Raw genomic sequence first — 23,312 nt, 5'->3', positions numbered from 1 at the left:
CTCGCACGCTCATCCCTTCACCGCACCCGCGCTCAGGCCCTGGACGAGGTAGCGCTGGATGACCGCGAACACCAGCACGACGGGCAGGGCCGCCACCACACCGCCGGCGGCCAGGGCGCCGAAGTCGGCGCCGTACTCGCCGATCATGTAGTTGAGGCCGACGGGGACGGTGTACTTCTCCTGCTCGCTGAGGAACATCAGCGCGAACAGGAAGTTGTTCCAGGAGTGGATGAAGGCGAACGAGCCGACCGCCACCAGGCCGGGCCGCAGCAGCGGCAGCACCACGGTGAGGAAGCCGCGCAGCCGCGAGCAGCCGTCCACCCAGGCGGCCTCCTCCAGCTCCACCGGCACGTTGCGGACGAATCCGCTGATCAGGATGAGCGACAGCGGCAGCTGGAACACCGTCTCGGCGATCACCAGGCTCCACAGCGAGTTGACCAGCCGCAGCTCCCGGAAGATCTCGAACAGCGGGATCAGCATCATGGCGCCGGGGATGAACTGGGTGCACAGCATGGCCACCATGAACAGCGTCCTGCCGCGGAACCGGTAGCGGGCCAGCGCGTACCCGCCGGCCAGCGCGATCACCGTGGTGGTGATCAGCGCGATCACGCCGACCTTGAGGCTGTTCTGGAAGTAGACGCCGAACCCGACGCTGTTCCACACGGTGGTGAAGTGCTCGAACGTCAGCGGCCAGGGCAGGAAGCCGGTCCGGCCGGCCGGGCGGAAGGCGTACAGCAGCATCCAGTAGAACGGGATCAGCGTGAACGCCAGGTACAGGCCGAGCGGGAGGTAGATCTCCCATGTGCGCGGGCCGCCCGCGCCGCCGGGCCGCCCGCGCCGGGCGGCGCGGCGCCGGGTCGGCTTGTCCGGCCCTCCGCCCGCCGGCGGGGCCGCCGGGGCGCCGGCCGCGCGCTCGTCGTCCAGGGTCATGGTGGGACGGCGGCTCAAGACCGCTCACCTCCGAACTTGCTGAGGCGCAGGTAGAGGATGGAGAAGAACAGCAGGATCAAGAACGCCGCCGTGGTCAGCGCCGATCCGTAGCCGAACTCGTGCGCGACCGTCGCCTTCTGCGCCACGTACAGCGGCAGCGTGGTGGTCTGGTGCGCCGGGCCGCCGCCGGTGAGCGTGTAGAGCAGGTCGACGTTGTTGAACTCCCACACCGCCCGCAGCAGGGTCGCCAGGATGATGGCGTCCTTGAGGTGCGGCAGCGTGATGTGCCAGAACCGGCGCAGCCGGGTGGCGCCGTCCACCGACGCCGCCTCGTACAGGTCCTTGGGGATGCTCTGCAGGTCGGCCAGCAGGAGGATGGCGAAGAACGGCACCCCGCGCCACAGCTCGGTGAGCACGGCGGCGGGGAAGACGCTGCCGGTGTCCGACAGCGGCGACGAGCCGTGCTGGACCAGGCCGAGGTCGGCCAGGTACGGGGTGAAGCCGGTGGTCGGGCTGTAGAGCAGGATCCAGATGCTGGTGGTGAGCACGCCGGAGATGGCCCACGGGGAGAACACCAGCGCCCGGGCCACCGCGCGGCCGACGAACGTCTCGTTCACCAGCAGCGCCAGCGCCAGCCCGAGCACCAGCTGGAAGCCGACGGTCGCGGCGACCCACTCGGCGGTGAAGCCGAGGCTCTGCCAGAACAGGTCGTCGCCGAGCATGGCGCGGAAGTTGTCGAGCCCGGCGAACCCGTTGTCCCACGGCTTGGTGATGTTGTAGCGCTGCAGGCTGTAGTAGAAGACGCCGGCCACCGGATAGACCAGGAAGCCCAGCATCAGCAGCACCGACGGTGCGATCAGCAAATACGGGGTGCGCGGCCCGCGGGCGGGCCGGCGGCGCCGCTCGCGCCGGGGCGGCGGGGTTCCGCGCCCGGCCGTGGTCGCCTCGGCGATGGCCACGAGCGCCTCCTTACGGGTCGGTCGTTCGGGTCGTCGGGTCCGGTGGGGACGGGGTGCGGGGCCGGAGCGGGACGGGCGGGGACGCGCAGGCGGGAAGTGAAAGCGCTTACCGCCGGTGCGTACGCCTCCGACCGCTCCTGGCCGGGGGGTGGGGGCGGGTCTGTGCGGATGTGCCACCGGTCACACAGCAACCGGTTGCAGAAACATTCGCGTCATCCGAGCGAAACGTCAAGGGGTCGGCGTGACCCAGATGCGTCGCGCCTGGTAAAAGGCAGGAGGACCGGGCCGATCCCGGAGGACGCCTAGCGATCTTGCCCGTCGGCGCGGTTGACGGAGCTGCAATCGTTTGCATTAATGAGGCGTTCCAACGCCCAGGAAGGGGAGAGCGTGGCCGTAACGATCCGGGATGTCGCGCGCGCCAGCGGCGTGCACGTCTCCACGGTGTCGCGCACCTTCTCGGCCCCCCACCTGGTCAACGCCGAGACGCGCAACCGCGTGCTGGCGGTGGCCGAGCAGCTGGGCTACCGGCCCAACCGCGCGGCGCGCGGGCTGACCACGGGCCGCACCCACAACCTCGGCCTGATCGTCGCCGACATCGCCAACCCGTTCTTCCCGCCGCTGATCAAGGCCGCCCAGGCGCACGCCCGCGCCCGCGACTACCACGTGTTCGTCGCCGACACCGACGAGGACCCGCGGGTGGAGGAGGAGCTCATCCAGGCGTTCACCAAGCAGGTGGACGGGGTGCTGCTGTGCGCGCCGCGGCTGGGCGACCGGGCCCTGGCCCGGCTCCGCCGCCAGGTGCCGTTCGTCCTGGTCAACCGGCGGCTGGACGGCCTGCCCGCGGTGCTGATGGACGTCGGGCGCGGGGCCCGGCTGGCGGTCGAGCACCTGGCCGGACTCGGCCACCGGCGGCTGGCGCTGCTGTCCGGGCCGGAGGGGTCGTGGAACAGCCGGCGCATCGGCGAGGCCGCGGCCGACGCCGCCGCGGCGGCCGGCGCCGAGCTGACCGTGATCGGCCCGAACTCCCCCACCGAGCAGGGCGGGCAGATCGCCGCGCCCGAGGTGGCGCGCGCCGCGGCCACCGGCGTGCTGGCCTACAACGACCTGGTCGCGATCGGGCTGGTCGAGGGGCTGGCCGAGCTGGGCGTGCGGGTGCCCGACGACGTCAGCGTGGTCGGCGTCGACGACATCATGCAGGCCCGGCTGAACCGGCCCAAGCTGACCACGGTGGCGATGCCGACGGTCGCCGCCGGCCGCACCGCCGTGGACATGCTGCTGCAACTGGTCGGCACCGACGAGCCGGGGCCCGCCGCGCTGACCGTCCTGGAGACCACACTCGTCGTCCGCGAGTCCACCGCGGCGGCCCCCGTCGCGGAACGGCCCGCCCGCCTGTCCCCCGGTGAGGTCACATGAACGAGGAGAGGTTCGGCGTGCTGCCCGACGGCACGCCTGTGCACCGCTACACGCTGACGAGCGGCGCCCTGCGCGTGCGCGTCCTGACCTACGGCTGCGTCGTGCAGACCCTGGAGGCGCCCGACCGCGACGGCGTCCCGGCCAACGTCGTCCTCGGCTGCGCGACGCTGGACGACTACGTCACGCGCAGCCGCTACTTCGGCGCGGTGGTGGGGCGCTACGGCAACCGCATCGCGGGCGGCCGGTTCCGGCTGGACGGCCGGGAGTACACGCTGCCGCGCAACAACGGCGCCAACAGCCTGCACGGCGGCGAGCAGGGGTTCGACAAGCGCGTCTGGGACGTCGCCGACGCCGGCGACGGCTCGATCGTCCTCACCTACGTCAGCCCCGACGGCGAGCAGGGCTACCCGGGGACGCTGCGCGCCACCGTCGCCTACACCGTCACCGACGACGCGCTGCGCATCGACTACCGCGCCACCACCGACCGCCCGACCGTGGTGAACCTGACCAACCACTCCTACTTCAACCTCGCCGGGGAGGGCTCCGGCACGGTGTACGGCCAGCGGCTGGCCATCGACGCCGACCGCTACCTGCCGGTGGACGCGAACCAGATCCCGCTCGGCGAGCCGGCGCCGGTCGCGGGCACCCCGTTCGACTTCACCAAGCCGCAGCCGATCGGCGCGCGCATCCGCGAGACGCATCCGCAGCTGCTGGTCGGCAAGGGCTACGACCACACGTTCGTGCTGAACGGCGGCGAGGTCGCCGCCCGCGCCGAGGACCCGCGGTCCGGCCGCGTGCTGGAGGTGCTGACCAGCGAGCCCGGCGTGCAGTTCTACTCGGGCAACTTCCTGGACGGCTCGCACATCGGCACCGGCGGCCTGGCCTACCGGCAGGGCGACGCGTTCTGCCTGGAGACGCAGCACTTCCCCGACTCGCCCAACCAGCCGTCGTTCCCGTCCACGGTGCTGCGGCCCGGCGAGGAGTACCGCTCCACCACCACCTTCCGCTTCAGCACGCTCCCGGACTGAGGGACGCCCGCCGCCGGACGGCAGACGTGAAGGCTATTCACGTATCGGCGCGGTCGTGATACGAACCGGAGGAGACGCCCGCAAGCCTCGCCTCGCGGAGGGGTCCCCGCCATGCCCCGCACACGTCCGACCGGCAGAGCCGTCCTGGCCGTCCTGACGAGCACGCTCACGGCGGCCGCGCTCACCGCGGCCGCCGTCCCCCCGGCCGCCGCGTCCACGCCCGACGGCGTGAACGCCGTCGGCACCCCGTTCCGCGGCACCGCCCCCGACGGGCAGGTGCGCGGATACGCCGACCTGCACACCCATCTGATGTCGTTCGAGGGCTTCGGCGGCAGCGTGCTGTGCGGCAGACCGTTCGACCCGCGCGGCATCCAGGAGGCGCTGCGCGACTGCCCCGACCACGGCCGGAACGGCGCACTGGCGTGGTTCGAGAACCTCACCAGCAAGGGCAGCCTGGTGGGGACGCACGACACCACCGGATGGCCGACCTTCCGCGACTGGCCCAGCCGCGGTTCCCGCACCCACCAGCAGGCGTACTACACGTGGGTGGAGCGGTCGTGGCGGGCCGGGCAGCGGCTCCTGGTCAACCAGCTCGTCTCCAACCGCACGCTGTGCGAGCTGTACCCGCTGAAGAAGCACCCCTGCGACGAGATGGAGTCGATCCGGCTGCAGGCCCGGCGCACCTACGAGCTGCAGGCCCACATCGACGCGCGCAGCGGCGGGCCGGGCAGGGGCTGGTTCCGCGTGGTGCGCGACCCGGCCGAGGCCCGCCGGGTCATCGCGCAGGGCAAGCTCGCGGTCGTCCTCGGCGTGGAGACCTCCGAGCCGTTCGGCTGCCGCCAGGTCGGCGGGGTGCCGCGGTGCACGAAGAAGCAGATCGACGAGGGCCTGGACGAGATGCGCCGCCTGGGCGTCAGCTCGATGTTCCTGTGCCACAAGTTCGACAACGCGCTGTGCGGGGTGCGCTTCGACGGCGGCACCACCGGGCTGATGGTCAACCTCGGCAACTTCCTGGGCAGCGGGCGCTTCTGGCAGGCCGACACCTGCACCGCGCCCGAGCACGACAACACGGTCATCCCGGCCGACGACCTCACCGCGCTGCTCGCGGGCCCGCTGGCGCACCTGCGTCCGCTCGGCGTCACCCTGCCGGTCTATCCGAAGCCGCCGCACTGCAACGTCAACGGCCTCACCGAGCTGGGCGAGCACATGCTCAAAGGCATGATCGAGCGCGGGATGATCGTGGAGCTGGACCACATGAGCGCCAAGGCGGCCGAGCGGACGCTGGCGATCCTGGAGGAGGAGGGCTACCCGGGGGTGGTGTCCGGGCACGGCTGGTCCGACACCGGCTGGGCCTCGCGGATCTACCGGCTGGGCGGGATGGTCGCCTCGTACGGGTCCGCGGCCGACACGTTCGCCGCGGAGTGGCGCCGGGCCAGGCGGGCGCGCGACCCCGGGCGGCTGTTCGGCTACGCCTACGGGCTGGACGCCAACGGCCTGGGACCGCTGCCGGCTCCCCGCCGCGGCAACGGGGCGAACCCGGTGCGCTACCCGTTCCGGTCCCCCGTCGACCCGGGCGTGACCCTCGACCGCCAGCGGACGGGCCTGCGCACCTGGGACGTCAACACCGAGGGCGTCGCCAACTACGGGCTGGTCCCCGACTGGATCGCCGACATGCGCAACGTCGCGGGCGAGGAGATCGTCGCCGACATGGCGCGGGGCGCGGAGATGTACCTGCGCATGTGGGAGGGCAGCCGGTCCTCCGCGCGGGCCTGAGCCGCGCCCCCGCGCGCCGGGCGGCGGCCGTGCGGGCCAGCATCGTCAGCCGGTCCGGTCGCCGAGCTCGGCGAGCACGCCGTCCAGGGCCGGCCGCGAGGCCGCGGCGCGGTGTCCACCGATCGGTGGACACGGGGATGACCGACGCGCCGATCCCGCGGCGGCCGCCGCGGGGCGACGCTTGGGGCATGGCAGACACAGCGGTGCGGGTGCGCGGACTGCGCAAACGGTACGGGGACGTCGACGCGGTGAACGGCGTCGACCTGGACATCAGGCGCGGCGAGGTGTTCGCGCTGCTCGGCCCGAACGGGGCGGGCAAGAGCACCACCGTCGAGATCCTGGAGGGGCACCGGCAGCGCACGGCCGGCGAGGTGTCCGTGCTCGGCGCCGACCCCGCCAAGGCGGGCCGGAGCTGGCGGGCCCGCATCGGGATCGTCCCGCAGACCTCCCACGAGGACCCCCAGCTGACCGTGCGGGAGATGGTGCGGCACTTCGCCGCCTACTACCCGCGGCCCCGCGACCCCGACGAGGTGATCGAGGCGGTGGGCCTGGCCGAGCTGGCGGGACGGCGGGTCGGGCGGATGTCCGGCGGGCAGCGCCGCAGGGTCGACGTCGCGCTCGGCATCGTCGGCCGCCCGGAGCTGCTGTTCCTGGACGAGCCGACGACGGGCTTCGACCCCGACGCCCGCCGCCGGTTCTGGGAGCTGATCCAGGGCCTGGCCGGCGACGGCACCACCATCCTGCTGACCACCCACTACCTGGACGAGGCCGAGGCGCTCGCCGACCGGGTCGGCGTGATCGCCGCCGGCCGGGTCGTCGCGGTGGACGCCCCCGCGCGGCTGGGCGGGCGCGCCACGGCCTCCGCGCGGGTGAGCTGGCGGGGGCCCGAGGGCCCGCAGCGCATCGACACCGACTCCCCCACCCAGGTGGTGGCGGAGCTGAGCCAGCGGTTCGGCGGCGAGGTGCCCGAGCTGACCGTCACCCGGCCGTCCCTGGAAGACGTCTACCTGTCCATGATCGGAGCGACGAAATGACCCTCGCCCTCAGGCTCGGCCTGGCGCGCGGCGCCCTGGAGCTGAAGACGTTCGTGCGGGAGCGGGAGGCCATGGTGTTCTCCTTCGGCCTGCCGGTCGTGCTGCTGCTGATCTTCGGCACGATCTTCAAGGGCGAGGTGGGGAACACCGGCGTGGACTTCCGCCAGTACTTCGCCGCCGGGATCATCGCCAGCGGCATCATGTCCACCACCTTCACCAGCCTGGGCATCAGCATCGCCACCGAGCGCGACGACGGCACCCTCAAGCGGCTCTACGGCACGCCGATGCCGAGGGCGTCCTACTTCATCGGCAAGACGGTCTCGGCGCTGGTGCTGTCGGTGGCCGAGACGGCGGTGCTCTTCGCGGTCGGCGGCGCGCTGCTCGGCCTGGAGCCGCCCGCGACGCCGCAGCGGTGGCTCACCTTCGCGTGGGTGTTCGTGCTCGGGGTGGCGGCGTGCACGCTGCTGGGCATCGCGGTGAGCAGCGTCCCGCGGTCGGGGCGCAGCGCCGCAGCGGTGCTCAACCTGCCCTATCTTGTGCTGCAGTTCATCTCCGGGGTGTTCTTCGTGTTCGGCGACCTGCCCTCCGGCGTGCAGCAGGTCGGCGCGCTGTTCCCGCTCAAGTGGATGTGCCAGGGGCTGCGGTCGGCGCTGCTGCCCGACGCGCTGCTCGCCGCCGAGCCCGCCCGATCCTGGGAGCACGGCAGGATCGCCCTGGTGCTGGCGGCCTGGTGCATTGGAGGGTTGGTGCTGTGCCTGACGACGTTCCGCTGGAAGCGGCGCCACGAGCGGTGACCCGCGAGCCCGACGCATGGCGGTGGGGCGTGGGCCGCTGGGAGGCGTACTTCGCGCTCGTGCTGGTCTCCACGGTCATCTACGTGCTGGCCGGGGGCGAGGCGTGGCAGCGCGACGCGGTCGCGGCGGTGCTGCTGGTCGCGCTGGCGCCGTGGTACCTGCTGCTGGGGCGGCGGTCCGCCGACCGGGCGGCCCCGCCCCCGGCGACCCTGGGCTACCTGGCAGGGGCGGTCGTGCTGTCGGGGGCCGCGGCGATCGCGGCCCCGGAGAGCTCCCTGGTGCTGTTCGCGCTGTGCCCGCAGGCGTTCATGATGCTGGCCTGGCGCGGCGCGATGCTGACGGTGCTGGCCCTCAACGCCACGCCGGCGCTGCGGTTCCTGTGGGAGTCCACGACGGTCGGTGCGGTGGTGTCGTTCTCCCTGTGGGCCGCGGTGACCATGGGCTTCTCGGCGTTCTTCGGGTTCTGGGTCGATCGGATCATCCGGCAGAGCCGCGAGCGCGCGGAGCTGATCGCCGAGCTGCGCGCCACCCAGGCGGAGCTGGCCGCGGCCAACCGCCGGGCGGGCGCGATGGCCGAGCGGGAGCGGCTGGCGGCCGAGATCCACGACACGCTGGCGCAGGGCTTCACCAGCATCCTGATGCTGCTGCAGGCCGCCGACTCCCACCTCGACCAGGACCCCGAGCAGGCGCGGCGGCAGATCTCGCTCGCGGCCGGCACCGCCCGGGAGAACCTGGCCGAGGCGCGGGCGCTGGTCGCCGCGCTGCCGCCGGCGGGGCTGGAGTCGTCGTCGCTGGAGGAGGCCCTGCAGCGGCTGGCGGAGCGGTTCGGTGAGGAGATGGGCATACCGGTGGAGTTCACGACGTCGGGGCCGCCCCGGCGGCTGGCCGCGGGCGTCGAGGTGGTGCTGCTGCGGGCCGCGCAGGAGGCGACGGCCAACATCCGCAAGCACGCCGGGGCCGGGCACGTGTCGGTGCGGCTGGCCTACGGTGGCGACACGGCGGTGCTGGAGGTCCGCGACGACGGCGCGGGGTTCGATCCGGACGCCGCCGCCGAGGCGGGCCGCGGCTTCGGCCTGCGCGGCATGCGGGAGCGGGTGACGCAGGTCGGCGGGCGGCTGGAGGTGGGCAGCGCGCCCGGTGAAGGTACGGTCCTGACCGTGGAGGTGCCGGCATGAACACGGACGCGATCACCGTGATGCTCGTCGACGACCACCCGGTGGTGCGGGAGGGGCTGCGGGGCATGCTGTCGGCCGAGGACGGCATCGAGGTGGTGGCCGAGGCCGGCGACGCGGCCGAGGCGGTGGCGGCCGTCCGCAGGCACGAGCCCGACGTCGTGCTGATGGACCTGCGGCTGCCCAACGCCGACGGGGTGGAGGCCACGGCGCGGGTGCTCGCGCAGCGGCCGGGGACCCGGGTGGTGGTGCTGACCACCTACGAGACCGACCGCGACATCCTGCGCGCCGTGGAGGCGGGCGCCACCGGCTACCTGCTCAAGGACGCCTCCCGGCAGGAGCTGGCGCAGGCGGTGCGGGCGGCGGCGCGCGGCGAGACCGTGCTGGCCCCCTCGGTGGCGGCCAAGCTGGTGACGCGGATGCGCTCGCCGGTCGAGCTGTCGCCGCGCGAGATCGAGGTGCTGCGGCTGGTCGCCCGCGGCCGGACCAACGCCGAGATCGGCCAGGAGCTGTTCATCAGCGAGGCGACGGTCAAGACGCACCTGCTGCGCGCGTACGGCAAGCTCGGCGTCTCCGACCGCACGTCCGCCGTGACGACCGCCCTGGAACGCGGCATCCTCCGCCCCGGCGAGTGACGTCTCCCCTGTCGGGCGGGCGACCGCCCAATGCCTTTACATCGTAGATTTTTAGCGGCGACCCGGCCGGGGCGGGCCCGGGAGCGGGGACGCACCGGCCGGTGCGTCGGAGTGCTGCTCAGGCGTTCGCCGAGGCGCTCTGGCGGCTCTGCAGGTGGGCGACCTCCTGGTGGAGGTGGTCGGCCAGCAGGGAGGCGGTGTCCTGGCTGAAGCCGTTGCGGACGACCAGCCGCATCACCTCCACGTGCTCCAGGTCGGGCGGCAGCGGGTAGGTGGGGACCTGCCAGCCGTGCAGGCGGAGCCGTTCGGAGATGTCCCGCACCGTGAGCGGCTCGTGGCCGGGGCGGACCCGGACGGCCGGCACCGGCAGGCGCGCACCGTCGGAGACGACCTCCAGGGCGGGGATCTCGGCGATCCGTCCGGCCAGGTAGACGGCCACGTCCCGGCAGGTCTGCCGGACGGCGCGGTAGCCCTCGAAGCCCAGGCGCAGGAAGTTGTAGTACTGCGCCACCACCGGCGCCCCGGACCGGGAGAAGTTGAGGGTGAAGGTGTCGATGTCGCCGCCCAGCAGGTCGCACTCCAGGACCATGTCCTGGGGCAGGGCCGCGCGCTCCTGCCAGAGGATCCAGCCGACCCCGGGGAACACCTCCCGAACTTGTGCCCCGAGGCGTTGATCGACTGGACTCTGCGCAGCCGGAAGTCCCAGACGCGGTCCGGTTCCAGGAAGGGCGCGATGAAGCCGCCGACGGCCGCGTCCACGTGCAGCGGGACGTCGATGCCCCGTTCGGCGTGCAGGCGGTCCAGCTCGGCGGCCAGCTCGTCGATCGGGTCGTACCGGCCGACCTGGGTGGAGCCGAGCACGCCGACCACCCCGATGGTGTTCTCGTCGCAGCAGTCGGCCACGCGGGACGGGTCGAGGGTGAACGCCGGCTCCTGGATCGGCATGTACCGGGGCTCGACGTCCCAGTACCGGCAGAACTTGGGCCAGCAGGTGTGGACGGCGCTGCCCATCACCAGGTTGGGCCGTCCGGCGGGCAGGCCGGCCGCGCGCCTGCGCTCCCGCCAGCGGGTCTTCATCGCCAGCCCGCCGAGCATCGCCGCCTCGCTGGACCCGGCGGTGGAGCAGCCCGCGCCCCGGCCGTCGGGGTCGTTCCAGAGGTTGTCGAGCATGTTGACGCAGCGGCGCTCCAGCTCGGCCGTGCGGGGGTACTGGTCGTGGTCGATGAGGTTGCGGTCGAGCGTCTCGGCGATGAGGTCGCGGGCCTGCGGCTCCATCCAGGTCGTGCAGAACGTCGCCAGGTTGAGCCGGGCGTTGCCGTCCATGATGAGCTCGTCGCGGATGAGGGCGGCGGCCGCGTCGGCCGTCATCGGGCCGTCCGGCAGGTGCAGGCGGGGGACGCCGCCCGCGGGGACGATGTTGTGGTAGAGGGGGTTGACGTCCAGGGCCTCGTCCCAGCGTTCCGCTTCCACTTTGCGCGGCACGGGCGTCTCCTTCGCGGTGGGGGCCGGGAAATCGTCTCCCCGGCGTCCGAGACACCGCCATGAACGCGACGGCGATACGTCCGCACCAAAACCTCAGTGGCCTGTGGCGGAAGGGACACCCCGACAGAAGAGATCTCTTTTACCGGTTGATTTGCAGCTGATTCCGAATAGCGCTACATGCCGAAATCATGGCTTATCGGGCCGCGCGGCCGCGGTCATCCGGCCTTCGTCGTGACGTCGAGATCGCCTGCGCCGCCCGCTCCCGAGAGCAGGTCCAGGCCGAGCGGGGTCAAGGTGTGCAGGACCGCGCTGCCGTTGCGCTGCGTGGCGACCAGCCCGGCCTCGCGCAGGACGGCCGCGTGCTGGCTCGCCGAGGCGATCGACGTGCTGGCCCTGCGGCTGAGCTCCGTCGTGGTGCAGCCGTCCTCGATCGACCGCAGGATCGCGGCCCGGGTCCGGCCGATCAGCGCGGCGAGGGGCCTGCCTCCGGAACCGGCGACACGGTCGCGGACGTCCTGGGCGACCGGGTAGACGAGCACGGGCCGCAGTTCGGGATCGACCAGGGTCACGGGGGTGCGGCAGCAGAAGAACGACGGCTGCAGCAACAGGCCCCGTCCCCCCAGCACCAGTTCCTGGGAGACCGGGTAGTCGGCCTCCAGGTAGGGGGGCTTCCACCGGAACAGCGGGCTGTAGCTGCGCAGCAGCCCCTCGATGCCTCCGTCGGCGAAGGCGCGCATCCGCTTGGCCCTGTCCGCCTCGATGAGTGCGCGCACCCGGGGCCAGTCCGGCTCCAGCACGGTTTCGTGATAGGAGCGCAGTGCCCGTCCCAGCCCCTCGAAGACCCGGATGTCCCCGTCGGCCAGCCCGCGGGTCCACGCCGGCAGGGGCCGCTGGGCGCCGAGCAGTTCCAGCTCGGCCCGCAGCCGGGTGCGCGGGGTGGCCAGGACGGACTCGATCCCCTCGTCCGGGGAGGCCGCCGGCCCGGCCGGAGTGAGGAAGTCCGGAAAGTAGGGGGCGTGCGGCGCCAGGGTCATCAGCGGCCGAATCCAGGGACGCAGCTTGCCGCGGACTTCGCGGCGCCAGCCGTCGAACAGCAGTGCGCCTTCACGGTTCTGCAGCAGCTGGACGCTGAGCACGATCTCCCACATGGCGTCGGGGCCGGCACCGACGCGCGTCCGGGCGAGATCGTCGAAACTGAAATGAATCCGCAGCATGACGTCCCCGCAGAGTGACCTCGGCCTGCCGTGGCGACTGCACCCCAGGCTCCCCGAGGACTCCGGTTCCGACATCCAGGAAAACTCTGAACAGACCCGGATATATCACGACTCCCTGTACGGCTCTCGAAAAAAGACCAAGTCGTTTCCAGGTCCGCGCGACACCCGAAAACGTCACTCGGCGTAGCATCCGCCTCACGAGCCCGCCCCGATCCCGCACCTGCCACAGCACCTTCGGATCGACCGATCCGGCATTCCGGTCCCGAAACGGCACCGAACCGACTCAGTCAGAAAACGGCGGTCAGGTACGTCATCAATGATCAGCGGGAGCGGCTGCGCAAAGCGCACCACCGCAGCGGCTCTGGGCCGGCATCGGCCGCCGCCGCCGTTCCCGGCGACGTGCGGCCCGCAGGCACGCCTCGCCGACGGGTCGGGCCATGCGAACCGGCGGCCGGATATCGCGTGGCGCGCTCCGCGAAGGCAGAGCCGCCGTCGGGTCGTGCATGATCGCGGTTGCCTGGAGGCTCTCTACACTCAAGGTGCCCTTTTCGTCCCCGATGGAGGCTTGTGTGGGACTCCCCCGGTCCGCCCCGTTGCGCGGCGCCCTCTTGCTCGTCGGAACGCTGCTGGGGCTGCTGCTGTCCAGCGCCGTTCATCTGTGGTGGGGGACGACGGGCTCGGCGGTCCTCACCGTGCTCATGATGATCGGCAACGCCGCGGCGCTGGGGTTCCTCTACGCGAGCGGGCGCTCGTCCCGGTTCGCGAACGTGCTGCTCATCGGCGGCATGCTGGTGCTGTTCCTCCTGTACCTCGTCGGCGCCGCCGCGGCGCGGGACATCGCGTTGACCCTGGTCGGCACCGACGCCGAAGCGGTCGTGGACCGGACCTGGACGACGACCTCCCGCGGCATGGAGAGGCATCACTGCACGCTGCGCCGCACCGACGGCACCCCGATCAAGCGCGAACTCGACACCGACTGCGAGGGCCGCGAGCGCGGCGACACCATCCGGGTCGTGCTCGATCCGAGGGGCAGGTTCGCTCCGGTGGAGGGCCGGAAGGCGGACCTGTCCGCGAAGGGAGAGCTCCAGGCGGTGGCGGGCGCCGGTCTCGTGTTCGCGGTGCTGGTCGCGTTCGGCAGCATGCCGGCCCGGCAGGCGCCCGCGCCCACGAAGCCGAACCGCAGGGCGCCCGCCTCCAAGGCATGACCGGCGGGCACTCGCCGAGGTCCGCCGCGCCGGGCCTCCTGCGGCCGCCCGCCCCGGTCCCCAAGGCAGGCGGCGACTCACGTGATCGACGGCTGCGACGATCACCTCATGACCGACCGTGCTCCCCTCCAGATGCGCCAGATCACGCGGCCGCAGCAGATCGGCGACGACCTGACCCGCGAACCGATCGACTGCTGGGTGACCGCCGGCAACGCCGGCGGCGCCGTCGGCTTCCCGTTCCCGCCCGTCACCGCCGCCGAGGTCGCCCCGGTCGCCGAGCAGCTCATCGCCGGCCTCGACGACATGCGCGGCCGACTGGTCCTGGCGATGGCCGACGGCGTCCTGGCGGGCCGGCTCAACATCCGCCGCGACCCGCATCCGCTGGTGGCGCACTGGGGGACCCTGCACCATGTCCAGTCCCACCCCGCCTACCGAGGCCGCGGTGTCGGGACGGCGCTCATGCGCCATGCCCGGCGGGTGGCCCGGGACGAGATGGGCCTGGAGCAGCTGCATCTGGCCGCCCGGTCGGGCATGGGACTGGAGGAGTTCTACGGCCGGCTCGGCTACAAGGAGATCGGCCGCCGCCAGGGCGCCTACCGGCTGGGGCCCGGCGACGATCGCGACGAGGTTCTCATGGCCCCCGCCCCGCTGTGACCGGTGATCGCCCGGGTCTGCCCGGGGAGTGATCCCGCCCCGGGCGTTCTCGCGAGGACGCCGCCCGCGCCCGTCGGGCGGAGGCACCGGCGGAACCGCTCGCGGCCGGGGAAGCCGTGGCCGCCGGAAGGCGGGGCCGGATGTACCTTCCGGCGGCCACGGGGCGGGGTGGCCGGGGCCGAGGGTCAGGTGAGGTCGTAGACGTCGAGGCGGCCGCACATGCCGAGGCGGCGGTCGCCGGGGGCGGGGGCCGGGCGGTGGTGCAGTTCGGCGTCGCGGAGGTGGGTGAGGTCTCCCGCGCGCAGGGCGGCCAGGTGGCCGCCGGTGCGTTCGGCGGACGCCAGGGCGCCCGCGCGCCAGCGGCGCTCCCACTCGTCGAACCGGTCGGACTTGAGGCGGACGGCGGCGGCGTAGAAGTCGTCCAGGGCCGCCCGGTCCCCGGACTCGAACCGGCGGCGCAGGTCGTGGAACCCTTCGACGGCCAGGTCGCGGCGGCGCCGGGCGGCCTCCTCGCCGGCGGCGTGCACGTGGGCGCCGTCGGCGAGCGCGGCGGCCGCGCCGTAGGCGGACCGGTCGGCGAGCACCTCGGGGGGGAAGGTGAACACCGCGTCGCCCGCCTCGGGCAGGCCGCTGTTCTGCATGACGACGACGATGCGCAGGCCGCCGTCGTTGACGGCCCGGTGGATGGTGCCGGGGGTGAACCACACGACGGTGCCCGGGGTCAGCGGCGTCTCGGCGAAGCCCTTGTGGTTGAGGGTCTGCACGCGTCCGGCGCCGCCGACCACCACGTACGACTCGGCGCACGTCAGGTGGACGTGCGGGGAGCCGCCGCACAGCCCGTCCGCCGCGGCCCAGTCGTAGACGCTCAGCCCGGAGATCCCGACGCCGCCGGGATAGGTGCTCACCATGTCTGTTCCCTCGCGTGTGCCTCGATGCGGTCGCGGTCCCATGCAGTGTCGGCGATCACGATCCGATGCGCGAGGTCCAGGGTGTCCCCCGCGTCGAGAACGACTTCGTCGTGGAAGGCGAACGACGGGTTGACGGCGGGGAACGGGTTCGACCGCACGAACCAGCGGGTGCGCGCTCCGGGCGGGTCCACGAACAGCAGCGTGGCGGCGCGGTCCACCTCGTCGTGCCGGCCGACGAAGGCCAGCCACGGGCCCGGTTCGCCCATCATCGCCTCGCCGCCCCGGCCGCCGGAGGCGACGATCTCGCCGCCGGTGAACGAGCGGGGGCCGCGCCAGAACAGCCCGGTGTACCCGGCCAGTTCGCGTCCGTTGGTGGTGGGGCTGCCGAACACGAGGGGGGCGTCGCGGACGTTGCGCAGGGAGGTGATGAAGGTGAGCGTCCACGCGCCGTCGGCCACGTCGTGGACGGTCAGGGTGCGGTTCTCGTCGATCCAGTGCGCGCCGCCCTGGGTGTGCCAGGTGAGGCGTTCGGCGATGCGCACCCGGTCGCCGTCGGCGGTGATCTCGGTGAACTCCTCGTGCCGCATGGTGCCGACGTTGGGCAGGTCCACGTAGCCCTGGCCGCGGACGTAGCTGCCGCCGCCCCAGAAGTTCTCCCCCGACACGTGGGACGCGGTCATCTGGATGCCCTTGTGCCAGCGGTGGTCGTGGGGGCGGTAGGCGGTGACCACGTCTCCGGCGAGGGTGCGCACCGGGTGCAGGTAGGGTTTGGGCCCCTCGAACTGGTCCATGACGGGCCGGAAGACGTACCGCAGCAGTTCCACGTCCCCGGCCAGGACGGACAGCGCGTCGGCCGAGTGCTCCAGTTTCACGGAACCGCCTCCCGGTCTCACGGCACCGCCTCCGCCGCCGAGGGCGCCCAGCCCGAGACGTCGCCGTGCAGGCGGTGGTAGAAGGGGTCGTCGGGGGTGAGTTCGGCGCGGGTGACGGGGCGCGCGGTGAACGCCGACTTGTACAGGCCGGTGACGAACTCCAGGGCCTGGCGGCCGCCGGGGCCGCTGGTGGGCGGGCGTTCGCCGCGTTCGTAGCAGTCGAGCAGGGCGCTGAGCTGCGCCAGGTGCGAGCTGGGGACCTCGTCGCCGGGGGCCGTCCAGGCGGCGGCGGTCTCGGCGGGCACGTGCGGCGCCGGGGTGTAGGTCCAGTCCCCGTCGCCGTACCCGTACAGGTGCCGCAGCTCGACGGTGGCGTCGGTGAAGTCGAAGCGCAGGTAGCTCTCCTCGCGCGGCGACAGGACGCTGTTGAGCACCGTCGCCATGGCGCCCGACGCGAACCGCACCAGGGCCGTGGACACGTCCTCGGTCTCCACGCGGCGGTCCAGGCGGCCGGCCATGGCGCGTATCTCGGTCCAGTCGCCGAGGACCGCGAGCATGAGGTCCATCTGGTGGACGCCGTGGCCGAGGGTGGGGCCGCCGCCTTCGGTGTCCCACCGGCCGCGCCACGGCACGCCGTAGTAGTCGTGGTCGCGGTACCAGGCGGTGACGCACTGGGCGACGAGGGGGCGGCCCAGCGCGCCGGCGTCGGCGAGCGCGGCCAGCCGCCGCGCGCCCGAGCCGAACCGGTGCTGGTAGACGATGGCCGCGTACGGGCCGTCCGGGCCCTCCGCCGCGGTGATCTCGTCGTACTCGGCCAGTGACAGGCACGGCGGTTTCTCGCACAGCACCCACGCGCCGGCGCGCAGGCAGGCGACCGTCTGGGCGGCGTGCGCGAACGGCGGGGTGCAGATGTGCACCAGGTCGGGGCGGGCGTCCTCCAGCATCCGGTCGAGGTCGGTGTAGGCGGCCGGGACGTCGTGCTCTGCGCAGAAGGCGGCGGCCCGGGCGGCGTCCACGTCCATGGCCGCGACGACCTCGGCGCGGGCGCGTTCGGCGCGCAGTGCGGGCATGTGGCAGATGCGCGCGATGCCGCCCGCCCCGGCGATCGCGACCCTGATCCTGCGGCCGCCGCTCACCGGATCACCACGGTGGTGAGGGAGCGCGGGGCCAGCTCGACCGACAGGCGGCCGCCCTTGGCGGAGGCGACGTCGGCGGGGGCCAGCGAGCGGGCCGCGTCGGTGACGTGGCCGGCGGCGCGGCGGACGGCCTGGTCGACGGTGAGGTCGACGCGGGTGGCGGCGCCGGTGTTGAGCAGTTCCACCACGCGCGAGCCGTCGGCGTTGCGGAACGCGGTGATCTTGACCGCGGGGTCGGCGACCGCGGCCTGCACGCGGTGGGCGCCGGGGCGGATGAACCGGCTGTAGGCGGCCATCGCCCACAGCCGCTTGGACACCCGGTAGGAGTCGCCGGGGTCGGCGAGCTGGATGAACGCGCGGGTGGTGCCGAGGGAGGCGCCGAGCCAGTACACGTAGCCGTTGGCGTTGCCGCTGGTCAGGGTGCGGTGGATGTCCTCAGCGACGGTCATGCCGTCATAGCCGCTGCCGTCGTCCCAGTTCTCGTTCCAGGTGTCGCCGTCGGGCGACCACTCCGACATCCAGGTGTGCTTGGCGGTGGGCATCGGCTCGTCGGCCGCGCTGGAGTAGCGGTGCCCGGTGTACGTGGTGATCCACTTGCGTGCCTGCGGGTCGGCCTCGATCGCCCTGGTGTAGTCGATCTGGCCCGTCCATCCGGTGTGCTCGCAGCAGATGACGCCGAGGCCGGCCTTCCGGGCGATCGGGCCGAGGATCTTGGTGAACTCGACGGCCTGGGCGGGGGTGAACCGCATGGACGCGTAGGTGGCGGTGTAGTCGGGTTCGTTGGTGAAGGCCAGGTCGCTGATGCGGATGCCCTCCTGCCTGTAGAACCTGGCGTACTGGACGAGGTAGTTGGCGTAGGCCGTGCGCCAGTCGCCGCTGGCGCAGTCGGTGCCGGACAGGCCGCACAGGGTGCCGCCGTTGGCGTCGTCGCCGTTGTCCTTCATGTAGGCGGGGGCGCTCCAGGCGTTGGCGTAGAACCGCTTCACGCCGTATTTGGCGGCCTCCTTGGCGAGCCAGACCTGCCCGCCGTCGTCGCCGTCCCACACGTAGCGGGGCGGCGCGTCGGGGCCGCCGGGGTCGACCGGCTGGATCGACTTCATGTGGTCGTAGACGTCGTCGGCGGACGAGCCGATGCCCAGCCGCAGGATCGACAGGCCGGCGCCCTTGTCCCTGCTGAACAGCAGGTCCAGCACCTGGCGGCTCTTGGCCGCGGACAGGCCGCGGGCGCCGCGGATCAGGGACGCCCGCTGGAACGCCTGGGAGACGCCGAACCCGTCGATCGGCTGCAGCCGCGCCGAGAAGCGGACGCTCCCTGAGGTTTCGGCGGATCGGACAGGTTCTGCGGCCCGGGCGGGGACGGCGGTCGCGGCGCCCAGGCAGGCGGCGGCCGTGACCAGGGTGGCGAGGCGGCGCGCACGCTCGGTCGCGCGGCGCCGGCCGGGCCGGGCGGTCGGGTCCTTCCGTTCGGCCATCGCGGGTTCAGCCTTTCGTCGCGCCGGCGGTCAGGCCGCCGATCAGCTGGCGTTCGGCAACGGTGTAGAAGGCCAGCGCGGGCGCCATGGCGAGCACCACGTAGGCCAGGATGCGGGCGGTGTCCTGGGCGTACTGCCCCTGGAACTGCTGGACGCCGACGGGGATCGTCCACCAGTCCGGCTCGGTGAACACCAGCAGCGGCAGGAAGAAGTTGTTCCAGCTCGTCACGATCGCCAGCACCGAGACGGTGGCGAGCGCGGGCCGGGCCATCGGCAGCAGGATCCGCCAGAAGAACCCGAAGGCGGAGCAGCCGTCGATGATGGCGGCCTCCTCCAGCTCCGCGGGCACGTTCCGGAAGAAGCCGCGCAGCACGATGATCGTCATCGGCAGGCCGAAGGCGGCCTGCGGCAGGATCACGCCGAGCGGGTTGTCCAGCAGCCCGAAGCTCCGCAGCAGGATGAACAGCGGCAGGATCGCCACCGCGAACGGGAACATCAGCCCGATCGCGAACAGCGTGAACACCACTTCCCGGCCGCGGAAGGCGAAGCGCGCGAACACGTACGCCGCCAGCGCCGACACCGCGACCGTCACCAGCATCGTGGCCAGCGCGATCACCGTGCTGTTGGCGACCTGCCGCCAGAACGACCCGGAGGCCAGCAGCTCGGTGTAGTTGGCGGTGACCCACTGCCGGGGCAGGCCGAACGGGTTGCCGGACAGCTCGCTGGTGCTCTTGAAGCCCGACACCAGCGCGTACAGCAGCGGGACGACGATCATCGCCCCGACCACCCAGATGATCGCGTGCATGGACAGCCCGCGCAGCCGGGACCGCAGCCGGCGGGTGCTGGACGGTGCGGTGGTCGGGGTCATCGGCGGCCTCGCATGCTGGTGACGGCGCCCTCCAGGTCGCGGCGCAGCACGTAGCGCTGGTAGAAGAGGGCGAACACGAAGCTGATCAGGAACATCACGACGCTGATCGCGCTGGCGTAGCCGACCTGGTAGCGCTTGAAGCCGAACTGGAACATCGTCACCGCCATGGTCTCCGAGGAGTGCACCGGCCCGCCCGCGGTGGTCACCCAGATCAGGTCGAACAGCTGGATCGCGCCGATCACCGACAGGAACACGCTGATGCGGATGGTGGGGCCGAGCAGCGGCAGGGTGACGTGCCGGAACCGCTGCCAGGCGCCCGCGCCGTCGATCGAGGCGGCCTCCAGCACGTCCTTGGGGATGCTCTGCAGGCCGGCCAGGTAGAGGATCATGTGGAAGCCGAAGTACTTCCACGTCATCACCAGGAACACCGTGGGCAGCACGGTGGAGGACGAGGCGAACCAGGTGATGCCGAGGCCGCCCAGCCCGACCGCGTCCATGATGTGGTCGGCCAGCCCGCTGTCCGGAGCGAAGATCATGGTGAACAGCACACCGGTGATCACCTCCGACAGCACGTAGGGCGCGAAGAACAGCAGCCGGTAGAACGCCCGGCCGCGCAGCCGCTGGTTGAGCAGCACGGCCATGGCCAGCGCGAACGGCAGCTGCACGCCGACCGACAGCGCGATGAGGACGAACCCGCGCCACAGGTCGCCGAGGAACACCTCGTCCTGGAACAGCCGGACGAAGTTGTCCAGGCCGACGAACTCCTCGGGCCAGCCGAACCCGCCCCAGCGGAACAGGCTGGTGTAGAGGGCGAAGACGACCGGCAGCAGGACCAGCGCGGCGAACAGCACCAGCGCGGGCAGCAGGAACGCCGTGATCGTCGCCCGTTCGCGCAGCCGCCGCTGGCTGCGCGCCGCGCGGCGGTGCCGGGCGGGCGCCGGCGCCGCCTCCCGGCCGGGTGCGGACTTGCGGACCGAGACGGCCATCGGCTCGCTCACTGCCCCTTGGCGGCCTGCGTGACGGCCTGCGCGACCTGCTCGGGCGTGGCCTTGCCGGCGATGAGGGCGGCGACCTGGTCGTTGACCTCCTGCCCGACGACGGGCGGGAACGCCTGGTCGAAGAACTGCTGGAAGCCGGTCGCCTTGTTGAGGTGCTCCCACACCGTCCGCAGGTTGGGGTCCGTCAGCGCGCTCTCGGAGCCCTTGGTGATCGGCAGGTAGCCGCCGGACGCGACGCGCTTGCGGTCGCTCTCCACCGAGGCGAAGAACTTCAGGAAGTCGATGGCGATGTCGGGGCCGTCGCGGCCGACGGCGTTGCCGCCCCCGCCGCCGAACACCTCGGTCACCGCGCCGCTGCCGCCCTCCACGGCGGGGAACGGGAAGAAGCCGAGGTCGTCGCCGATGCCCTTGCCCATGTCCTTCTGCACGCTGGGCGCCCACTGGCCCATCAGCTCCATGGCCGTCTTGCCGTTGCCCATCTGCGCGGCCTGCCCGTCGGTCGACGAGTAGCTGGCGCCGAGGAAGCCGTTCTGGAACGGCTGCAGGTCGACCAGTTCCTTCAGGTGCCGTCCGGCCTGCACGAACGGATCGGCCGTGAAGTCGTTGGTCTTGGCGGCCTGCTGCACGGCGGCCACTCCCCCGAGGCGGATGGCCAGGTACGCCCAGTAGTAGTGGCCGGGCCACTTCTCCTTGCCCCCCAGCGCGATCGGGGTGATGCCGGCCGCCTTGAGCTTGCGGACGTCCTCCAGGAACTCGGCCCAGGTCGCGGGCGGCTTGTCGATCTTGGCCTTGTCGAAGTGCGCCTTGTTGTACCAGAACCCGACCATGCCGATGTCGTAGGGGATGGCGTAGATCTTGCCGTCGAACTCGTACGCCTGCCGCGCGATCGGCGACAGGTTCCCGATCCAGGGCTTGACGTCGTCGGTGATGTCCCGCACCAGCCCCGCGTCGACCTGCTGCTTGAGCACGCCGCCGCCCCAGGTGTGGAAGATGTCCGGCAGCTTCCCGGAGGCGGTCTGCGCGGTCATCTTCGACTTGTAGGCGTCGTTCTCCATCGGGTTCTGCTTGATGGTCACGCCCGGGTGCGCGGCCTGGTACTCCTGCACGGCCTGCGGCCACAGCGTCTTGCCGGGCTCGCTGGTGGAGATGTTCCACCACTCGAGGGTCTTGTCGGACGAGCCTCCGGAGCCGCCGCCGCAGGCGCTGAGGAGGGGGGCGGACAGTCCGGCGAGTCCGGCTGCGGCCAGGAACGTGCGGCGCGAGAGGGGTGCGGTGCCCATCGGAGTCCTCCTGGGCTCGGGGTGGGTTCGGGTGTCGCGGTCGGTTCGCGGCGGGGTGCCGCGGTCTGTTTCGACAGGCGGATCGGGACGGACGAGCCCGGCCGGTCACCGCCGCCCGTCTTCGAAACTTTTCGAAAATCTGCGGTAGGTGTTGTTGCCGTGGAACTCTAAAAAAGGCCCCCCAGGCGGTCAAGACCTCACGCACACCCGGAGGGCAAACGGGTAAAGGGGGCTATCGACATCCGAAAGATTGCGATACTGTTCGCAATCGTCCATCGGGGAGGAGCGCCCATGTCCGACCAGCCGTCCCGCCCGACTCTCGCCCTGATCGCGTCGGAGGCCGGGGTGTCCCCCGCCACGGTCTCCAAGGTGCTCAACGGCCGCACCGACGTGGCGCCGGCCACCCGCGAGCGGGTCGAGGAGCTGCTGCGTTCGCACAACTACGCCGGTCCGGGCGGCGGGCGGCGCGCCCGCCGGTCCGGGCTGATCGACCTGGTGCTGGCCGGGCTGGACAGCCCGTGGGCGGTGGAGATCCTGCGCGGCGTGGAGGCCGAGTGCGCCGAGCGCGGCATCGGCGTGGTGGTCTCCCTGGTGCGCGACGACGACGCCCGCCCGCCGAGCTGGCAGAACCTGCCCGCGCTGCACCACAGCGACGGCGTGATCCTGGTGACCTCCCGGATGACCCGCCAGCAGCGCCGCCAGCTGGAGCGCGCCGGGGTCGGGCTGGTGCTGGTCGACCCGGTCAACCTGCCCGACCCCGACATCGCCAGCGTCGGCGCGACCAACTGGGCGGGCGGCCTGGCCGCCACCGAGCACCTGCTGGAGCTCGGCCACCGCCGGATCGCGATGATCGGCGGCCCGGCCGACATGCTGTGCACCCAGGCCCGGGTGGACGGCTACCGCACCGCGCTGGAGCGCGCGGGCATCCCGGTCGACCGGGAGCTGATCCGCTACGGCGACTTCCGGCACCGCGGCGGCTTCATGCGCACCCGCGAGCTGCTGGCGCTGCCGGACCGGCCGACCGCCGTCTTCGCCGGCAGCGACGAGCAGGCCATGGGCGCCTACGAGGCCGCCCGCCAGGCCGGGCTGCGCATCCCCGAGGACCTCAGCGTGGTCGGCTTCGACGACCTGCCGACCTGCGAGTGGATGTCGCCGCCGCTGACCACCGTCCGCCAGCCGCTGGAGGAGATGGGCCGCACCGCCGCCAGCAAGCTGCTGCAGCTGCTGGACGGGCGCCCGCTGCTCAGCCCGCGCGTGGAGCTGGCCACCGAGCTGCGCGTGCGGCACTCCACCGCCCCGCCCCCGACCGCCTGACCGCGCACGTCCCGGACCGGCCGGCCTGCGCGGCCCCGTCCCCCGCCCGTCCGACGCGTTCGACCGCCGCCGTTCGAGCGCTTCCACCGTTCGTCCCCGACCGCCGCAGCCCGCCCCGGCGCGCCGCGCCGCGCCCGCGGGCACCGGCCGCCCCTGCATCCAGGAGGACTC

The 23,312-nt window shown here is 72.6% G+C and carries 21 protein-coding genes and 1 pseudogene; 10 read left to right on the top strand and 12 right to left on the bottom strand.

The features are described from left to right. Window positions 1-9: 9 nt before the first annotated feature. Together ABD879_RS08855 and ABD879_RS08850 are read right to left on the bottom strand one after the other, a co-directional pair. The gene (locus tag ABD879_RS08855; protein WP_345019293.1) at window positions 10-948 is read right to left on the bottom strand and encodes a carbohydrate ABC transporter permease; all 939 of its coding nucleotides are present in this window, start codon (window positions 946-948) and stop codon (window positions 10-12) included. Next, window positions 945-1,889: a carbohydrate ABC transporter permease gene (locus ABD879_RS08850; RefSeq protein ID WP_345019291.1), complete on the bottom strand. Its 945-nt coding sequence runs from the start codon at window positions 1,887-1,889 to the stop codon at window positions 945-947. The genes ABD879_RS08855 and ABD879_RS08850 overlap by 4 nt, the downstream gene beginning before the upstream one ends. Before the next feature lie 387 nt (window positions 1,890-2,276). On the opposite strand from ABD879_RS08850, the gene ABD879_RS08845 reads away from it, so the two are divergent. The 7 genes from ABD879_RS08845 to ABD879_RS08815 all read left to right on the top strand — a co-directional run bounded on the left by ABD879_RS08845 (window position 2,277) and on the right by ABD879_RS08815 (window position 9,738). Next, a complete protein-coding gene (locus tag ABD879_RS08845) occupies window positions 2,277-3,302 on the top strand; it encodes a LacI family DNA-binding transcriptional regulator (RefSeq protein WP_345019289.1) in 1,026 nt (341 codons plus the stop codon). After that, entirely contained in the window at window positions 3,299-4,330 is a 1,032-nt protein-coding gene (locus ABD879_RS08840; protein WP_345019287.1) for an aldose epimerase family protein, read from the top strand. The genes ABD879_RS08845 and ABD879_RS08840 overlap by 4 nt, the downstream gene beginning before the upstream one ends. 111 nt (window positions 4,331-4,441) lie before the next feature. Next, on the top strand, window positions 4,442-6,103 hold the full coding sequence (locus ABD879_RS08835) for a Coagulation factor 5/8 type domain-containing protein (RefSeq protein ID WP_345019285.1): 1,662 nt from the start codon (window positions 4,442-4,444) through the stop codon (window positions 6,101-6,103). Between the two features lie 188 nt (window positions 6,104-6,291). After that, window positions 6,292-7,137, top strand: coding sequence for an ABC transporter ATP-binding protein (locus ABD879_RS08830; RefSeq protein ID WP_345019283.1), 846 nt, complete (start codon window positions 6,292-6,294; stop codon window positions 7,135-7,137). Beyond that, window positions 7,134-7,931, top strand: a complete 798-nt coding sequence (locus ABD879_RS08825; protein WP_345019280.1) for an ABC transporter permease — start codon at window positions 7,134-7,136, stop codon at window positions 7,929-7,931. The genes ABD879_RS08830 and ABD879_RS08825 overlap by 4 nt, the downstream gene beginning before the upstream one ends. Next, window positions 7,889-9,106, top strand: a complete 1,218-nt coding sequence (locus ABD879_RS08820; RefSeq protein WP_345019277.1) for a sensor histidine kinase — start codon at window positions 7,889-7,891, stop codon at window positions 9,104-9,106. Before ABD879_RS08825 ends, ABD879_RS08820 begins: the two co-directional genes overlap by 43 nt. After that, window positions 9,103-9,738, top strand: coding sequence for a response regulator (locus ABD879_RS08815; protein WP_345019274.1), 636 nt, complete (start codon window positions 9,103-9,105; stop codon window positions 9,736-9,738). The genes ABD879_RS08820 and ABD879_RS08815 overlap by 4 nt, the downstream gene beginning before the upstream one ends. Before the next feature lie 118 nt (window positions 9,739-9,856). Here ABD879_RS08815 and ABD879_RS08810 read toward each other — a convergent pair whose 3' ends face one another. The 3 genes and pseudogenes from ABD879_RS08810 to ABD879_RS08800 form a co-directional block, all read right to left on the bottom strand. Beyond that, the gene (locus tag ABD879_RS08810) at window positions 9,857-10,384 is read right to left on the bottom strand and encodes a pyridoxal-dependent decarboxylase (protein ID WP_345019271.1); all 528 of its coding nucleotides are present in this window, start codon (window positions 10,382-10,384) and stop codon (window positions 9,857-9,859) included. Between the two features lie 62 nt (window positions 10,385-10,446). Beyond that, window positions 10,447-11,061: pseudogene (locus tag ABD879_RS32925) on the bottom strand (pyridoxal-dependent decarboxylase); the annotation flags it as partial. 374 nt (window positions 11,062-11,435) lie between these two features. Next, the gene (locus ABD879_RS08800) at window positions 11,436-12,434 is read right to left on the bottom strand and encodes an ArsR/SmtB family transcription factor (protein WP_345019265.1); all 999 of its coding nucleotides are present in this window, start codon (window positions 12,432-12,434) and stop codon (window positions 11,436-11,438) included. Window positions 12,435-13,003: 569 nt separating this feature from the next. Between ABD879_RS08800 and ABD879_RS08795 the strand changes: the two genes are divergently transcribed. Both ABD879_RS08795 and ABD879_RS08790 read left to right on the top strand, forming a co-directional pair. Then, a complete protein-coding gene (locus ABD879_RS08795; RefSeq protein ID WP_345019263.1) occupies window positions 13,004-13,639 on the top strand; it encodes a hypothetical protein in 636 nt (211 codons plus the stop codon). 108 nt (window positions 13,640-13,747) lie between these two features. Beyond that, a complete protein-coding gene (locus ABD879_RS08790; RefSeq protein ID WP_345019261.1) occupies window positions 13,748-14,293 on the top strand; it encodes a GNAT family N-acetyltransferase in 546 nt (181 codons plus the stop codon). 185 nt (window positions 14,294-14,478) lie between these two features. Here ABD879_RS08790 and ABD879_RS08785 read toward each other — a convergent pair whose 3' ends face one another. From ABD879_RS08785 to ABD879_RS08755, 7 genes are read right to left on the bottom strand one after another with little or no spacing between them, the layout of a single operon-like run. Beyond that, a complete protein-coding gene (locus ABD879_RS08785) occupies window positions 14,479-15,201 on the bottom strand; it encodes a cupin domain-containing protein (protein ID WP_345019258.1) in 723 nt (240 codons plus the stop codon). Next, on the bottom strand, window positions 15,195-16,073 hold the full coding sequence (locus tag ABD879_RS08780) for a DUF6807 domain-containing protein (RefSeq protein WP_345019255.1): 879 nt from the start codon (window positions 16,071-16,073) through the stop codon (window positions 15,195-15,197). Before ABD879_RS08780 ends, ABD879_RS08785 begins: the two co-directional genes overlap by 7 nt. A 17-nt stretch (window positions 16,074-16,090) precedes the next feature. Then, entirely contained in the window at window positions 16,091-17,209 is a 1,119-nt protein-coding gene (locus ABD879_RS08775; RefSeq protein WP_345019253.1) for a Gfo/Idh/MocA family protein, read from the bottom strand. Then, a complete protein-coding gene (locus tag ABD879_RS08770; protein ID WP_345019250.1) occupies window positions 17,206-18,681 on the bottom strand; it encodes a glycoside hydrolase family 30 protein in 1,476 nt (491 codons plus the stop codon). Before ABD879_RS08770 ends, ABD879_RS08775 begins: the two co-directional genes overlap by 4 nt. A 7-nt stretch (window positions 18,682-18,688) precedes the next feature. Continuing rightward, a complete protein-coding gene (locus tag ABD879_RS08765; protein WP_345019247.1) occupies window positions 18,689-19,549 on the bottom strand; it encodes a carbohydrate ABC transporter permease in 861 nt (286 codons plus the stop codon). Then, entirely contained in the window at window positions 19,546-20,547 is a 1,002-nt protein-coding gene (locus tag ABD879_RS08760) for a carbohydrate ABC transporter permease (RefSeq protein WP_345019245.1), read from the bottom strand. Before ABD879_RS08760 ends, ABD879_RS08765 begins: the two co-directional genes overlap by 4 nt. Further along, window positions 20,544-21,827 carry an extracellular solute-binding protein gene (locus ABD879_RS08755; RefSeq protein ID WP_345019243.1) on the bottom strand — a complete coding sequence of 428 codons (1,284 nt, stop codon included), beginning with the start codon at window positions 21,825-21,827 and terminating at the stop codon, window positions 20,544-20,546. Before ABD879_RS08755 ends, ABD879_RS08760 begins: the two co-directional genes overlap by 4 nt. A 291-nt stretch (window positions 21,828-22,118) precedes the next feature. Between ABD879_RS08755 and ABD879_RS08750 the strand changes: the two genes are divergently transcribed. After that, a complete protein-coding gene (locus ABD879_RS08750) occupies window positions 22,119-23,141 on the top strand; it encodes a LacI family DNA-binding transcriptional regulator (RefSeq protein WP_345019241.1) in 1,023 nt (340 codons plus the stop codon). The last annotated feature ends 171 nt before the right edge of the window (window positions 23,142-23,312 follow it).

The sequence above is a fragment of the Actinomadura keratinilytica genome (genome assembly GCF_039539665.1).
GTDB classification, from domain to species: domain Bacteria; phylum Actinomycetota; class Actinomycetes; order Streptosporangiales; family Streptosporangiaceae; genus Spirillospora; species Spirillospora keratinilytica.
This window is presented reverse-complemented; position numbering and strand designations above follow the sequence as displayed.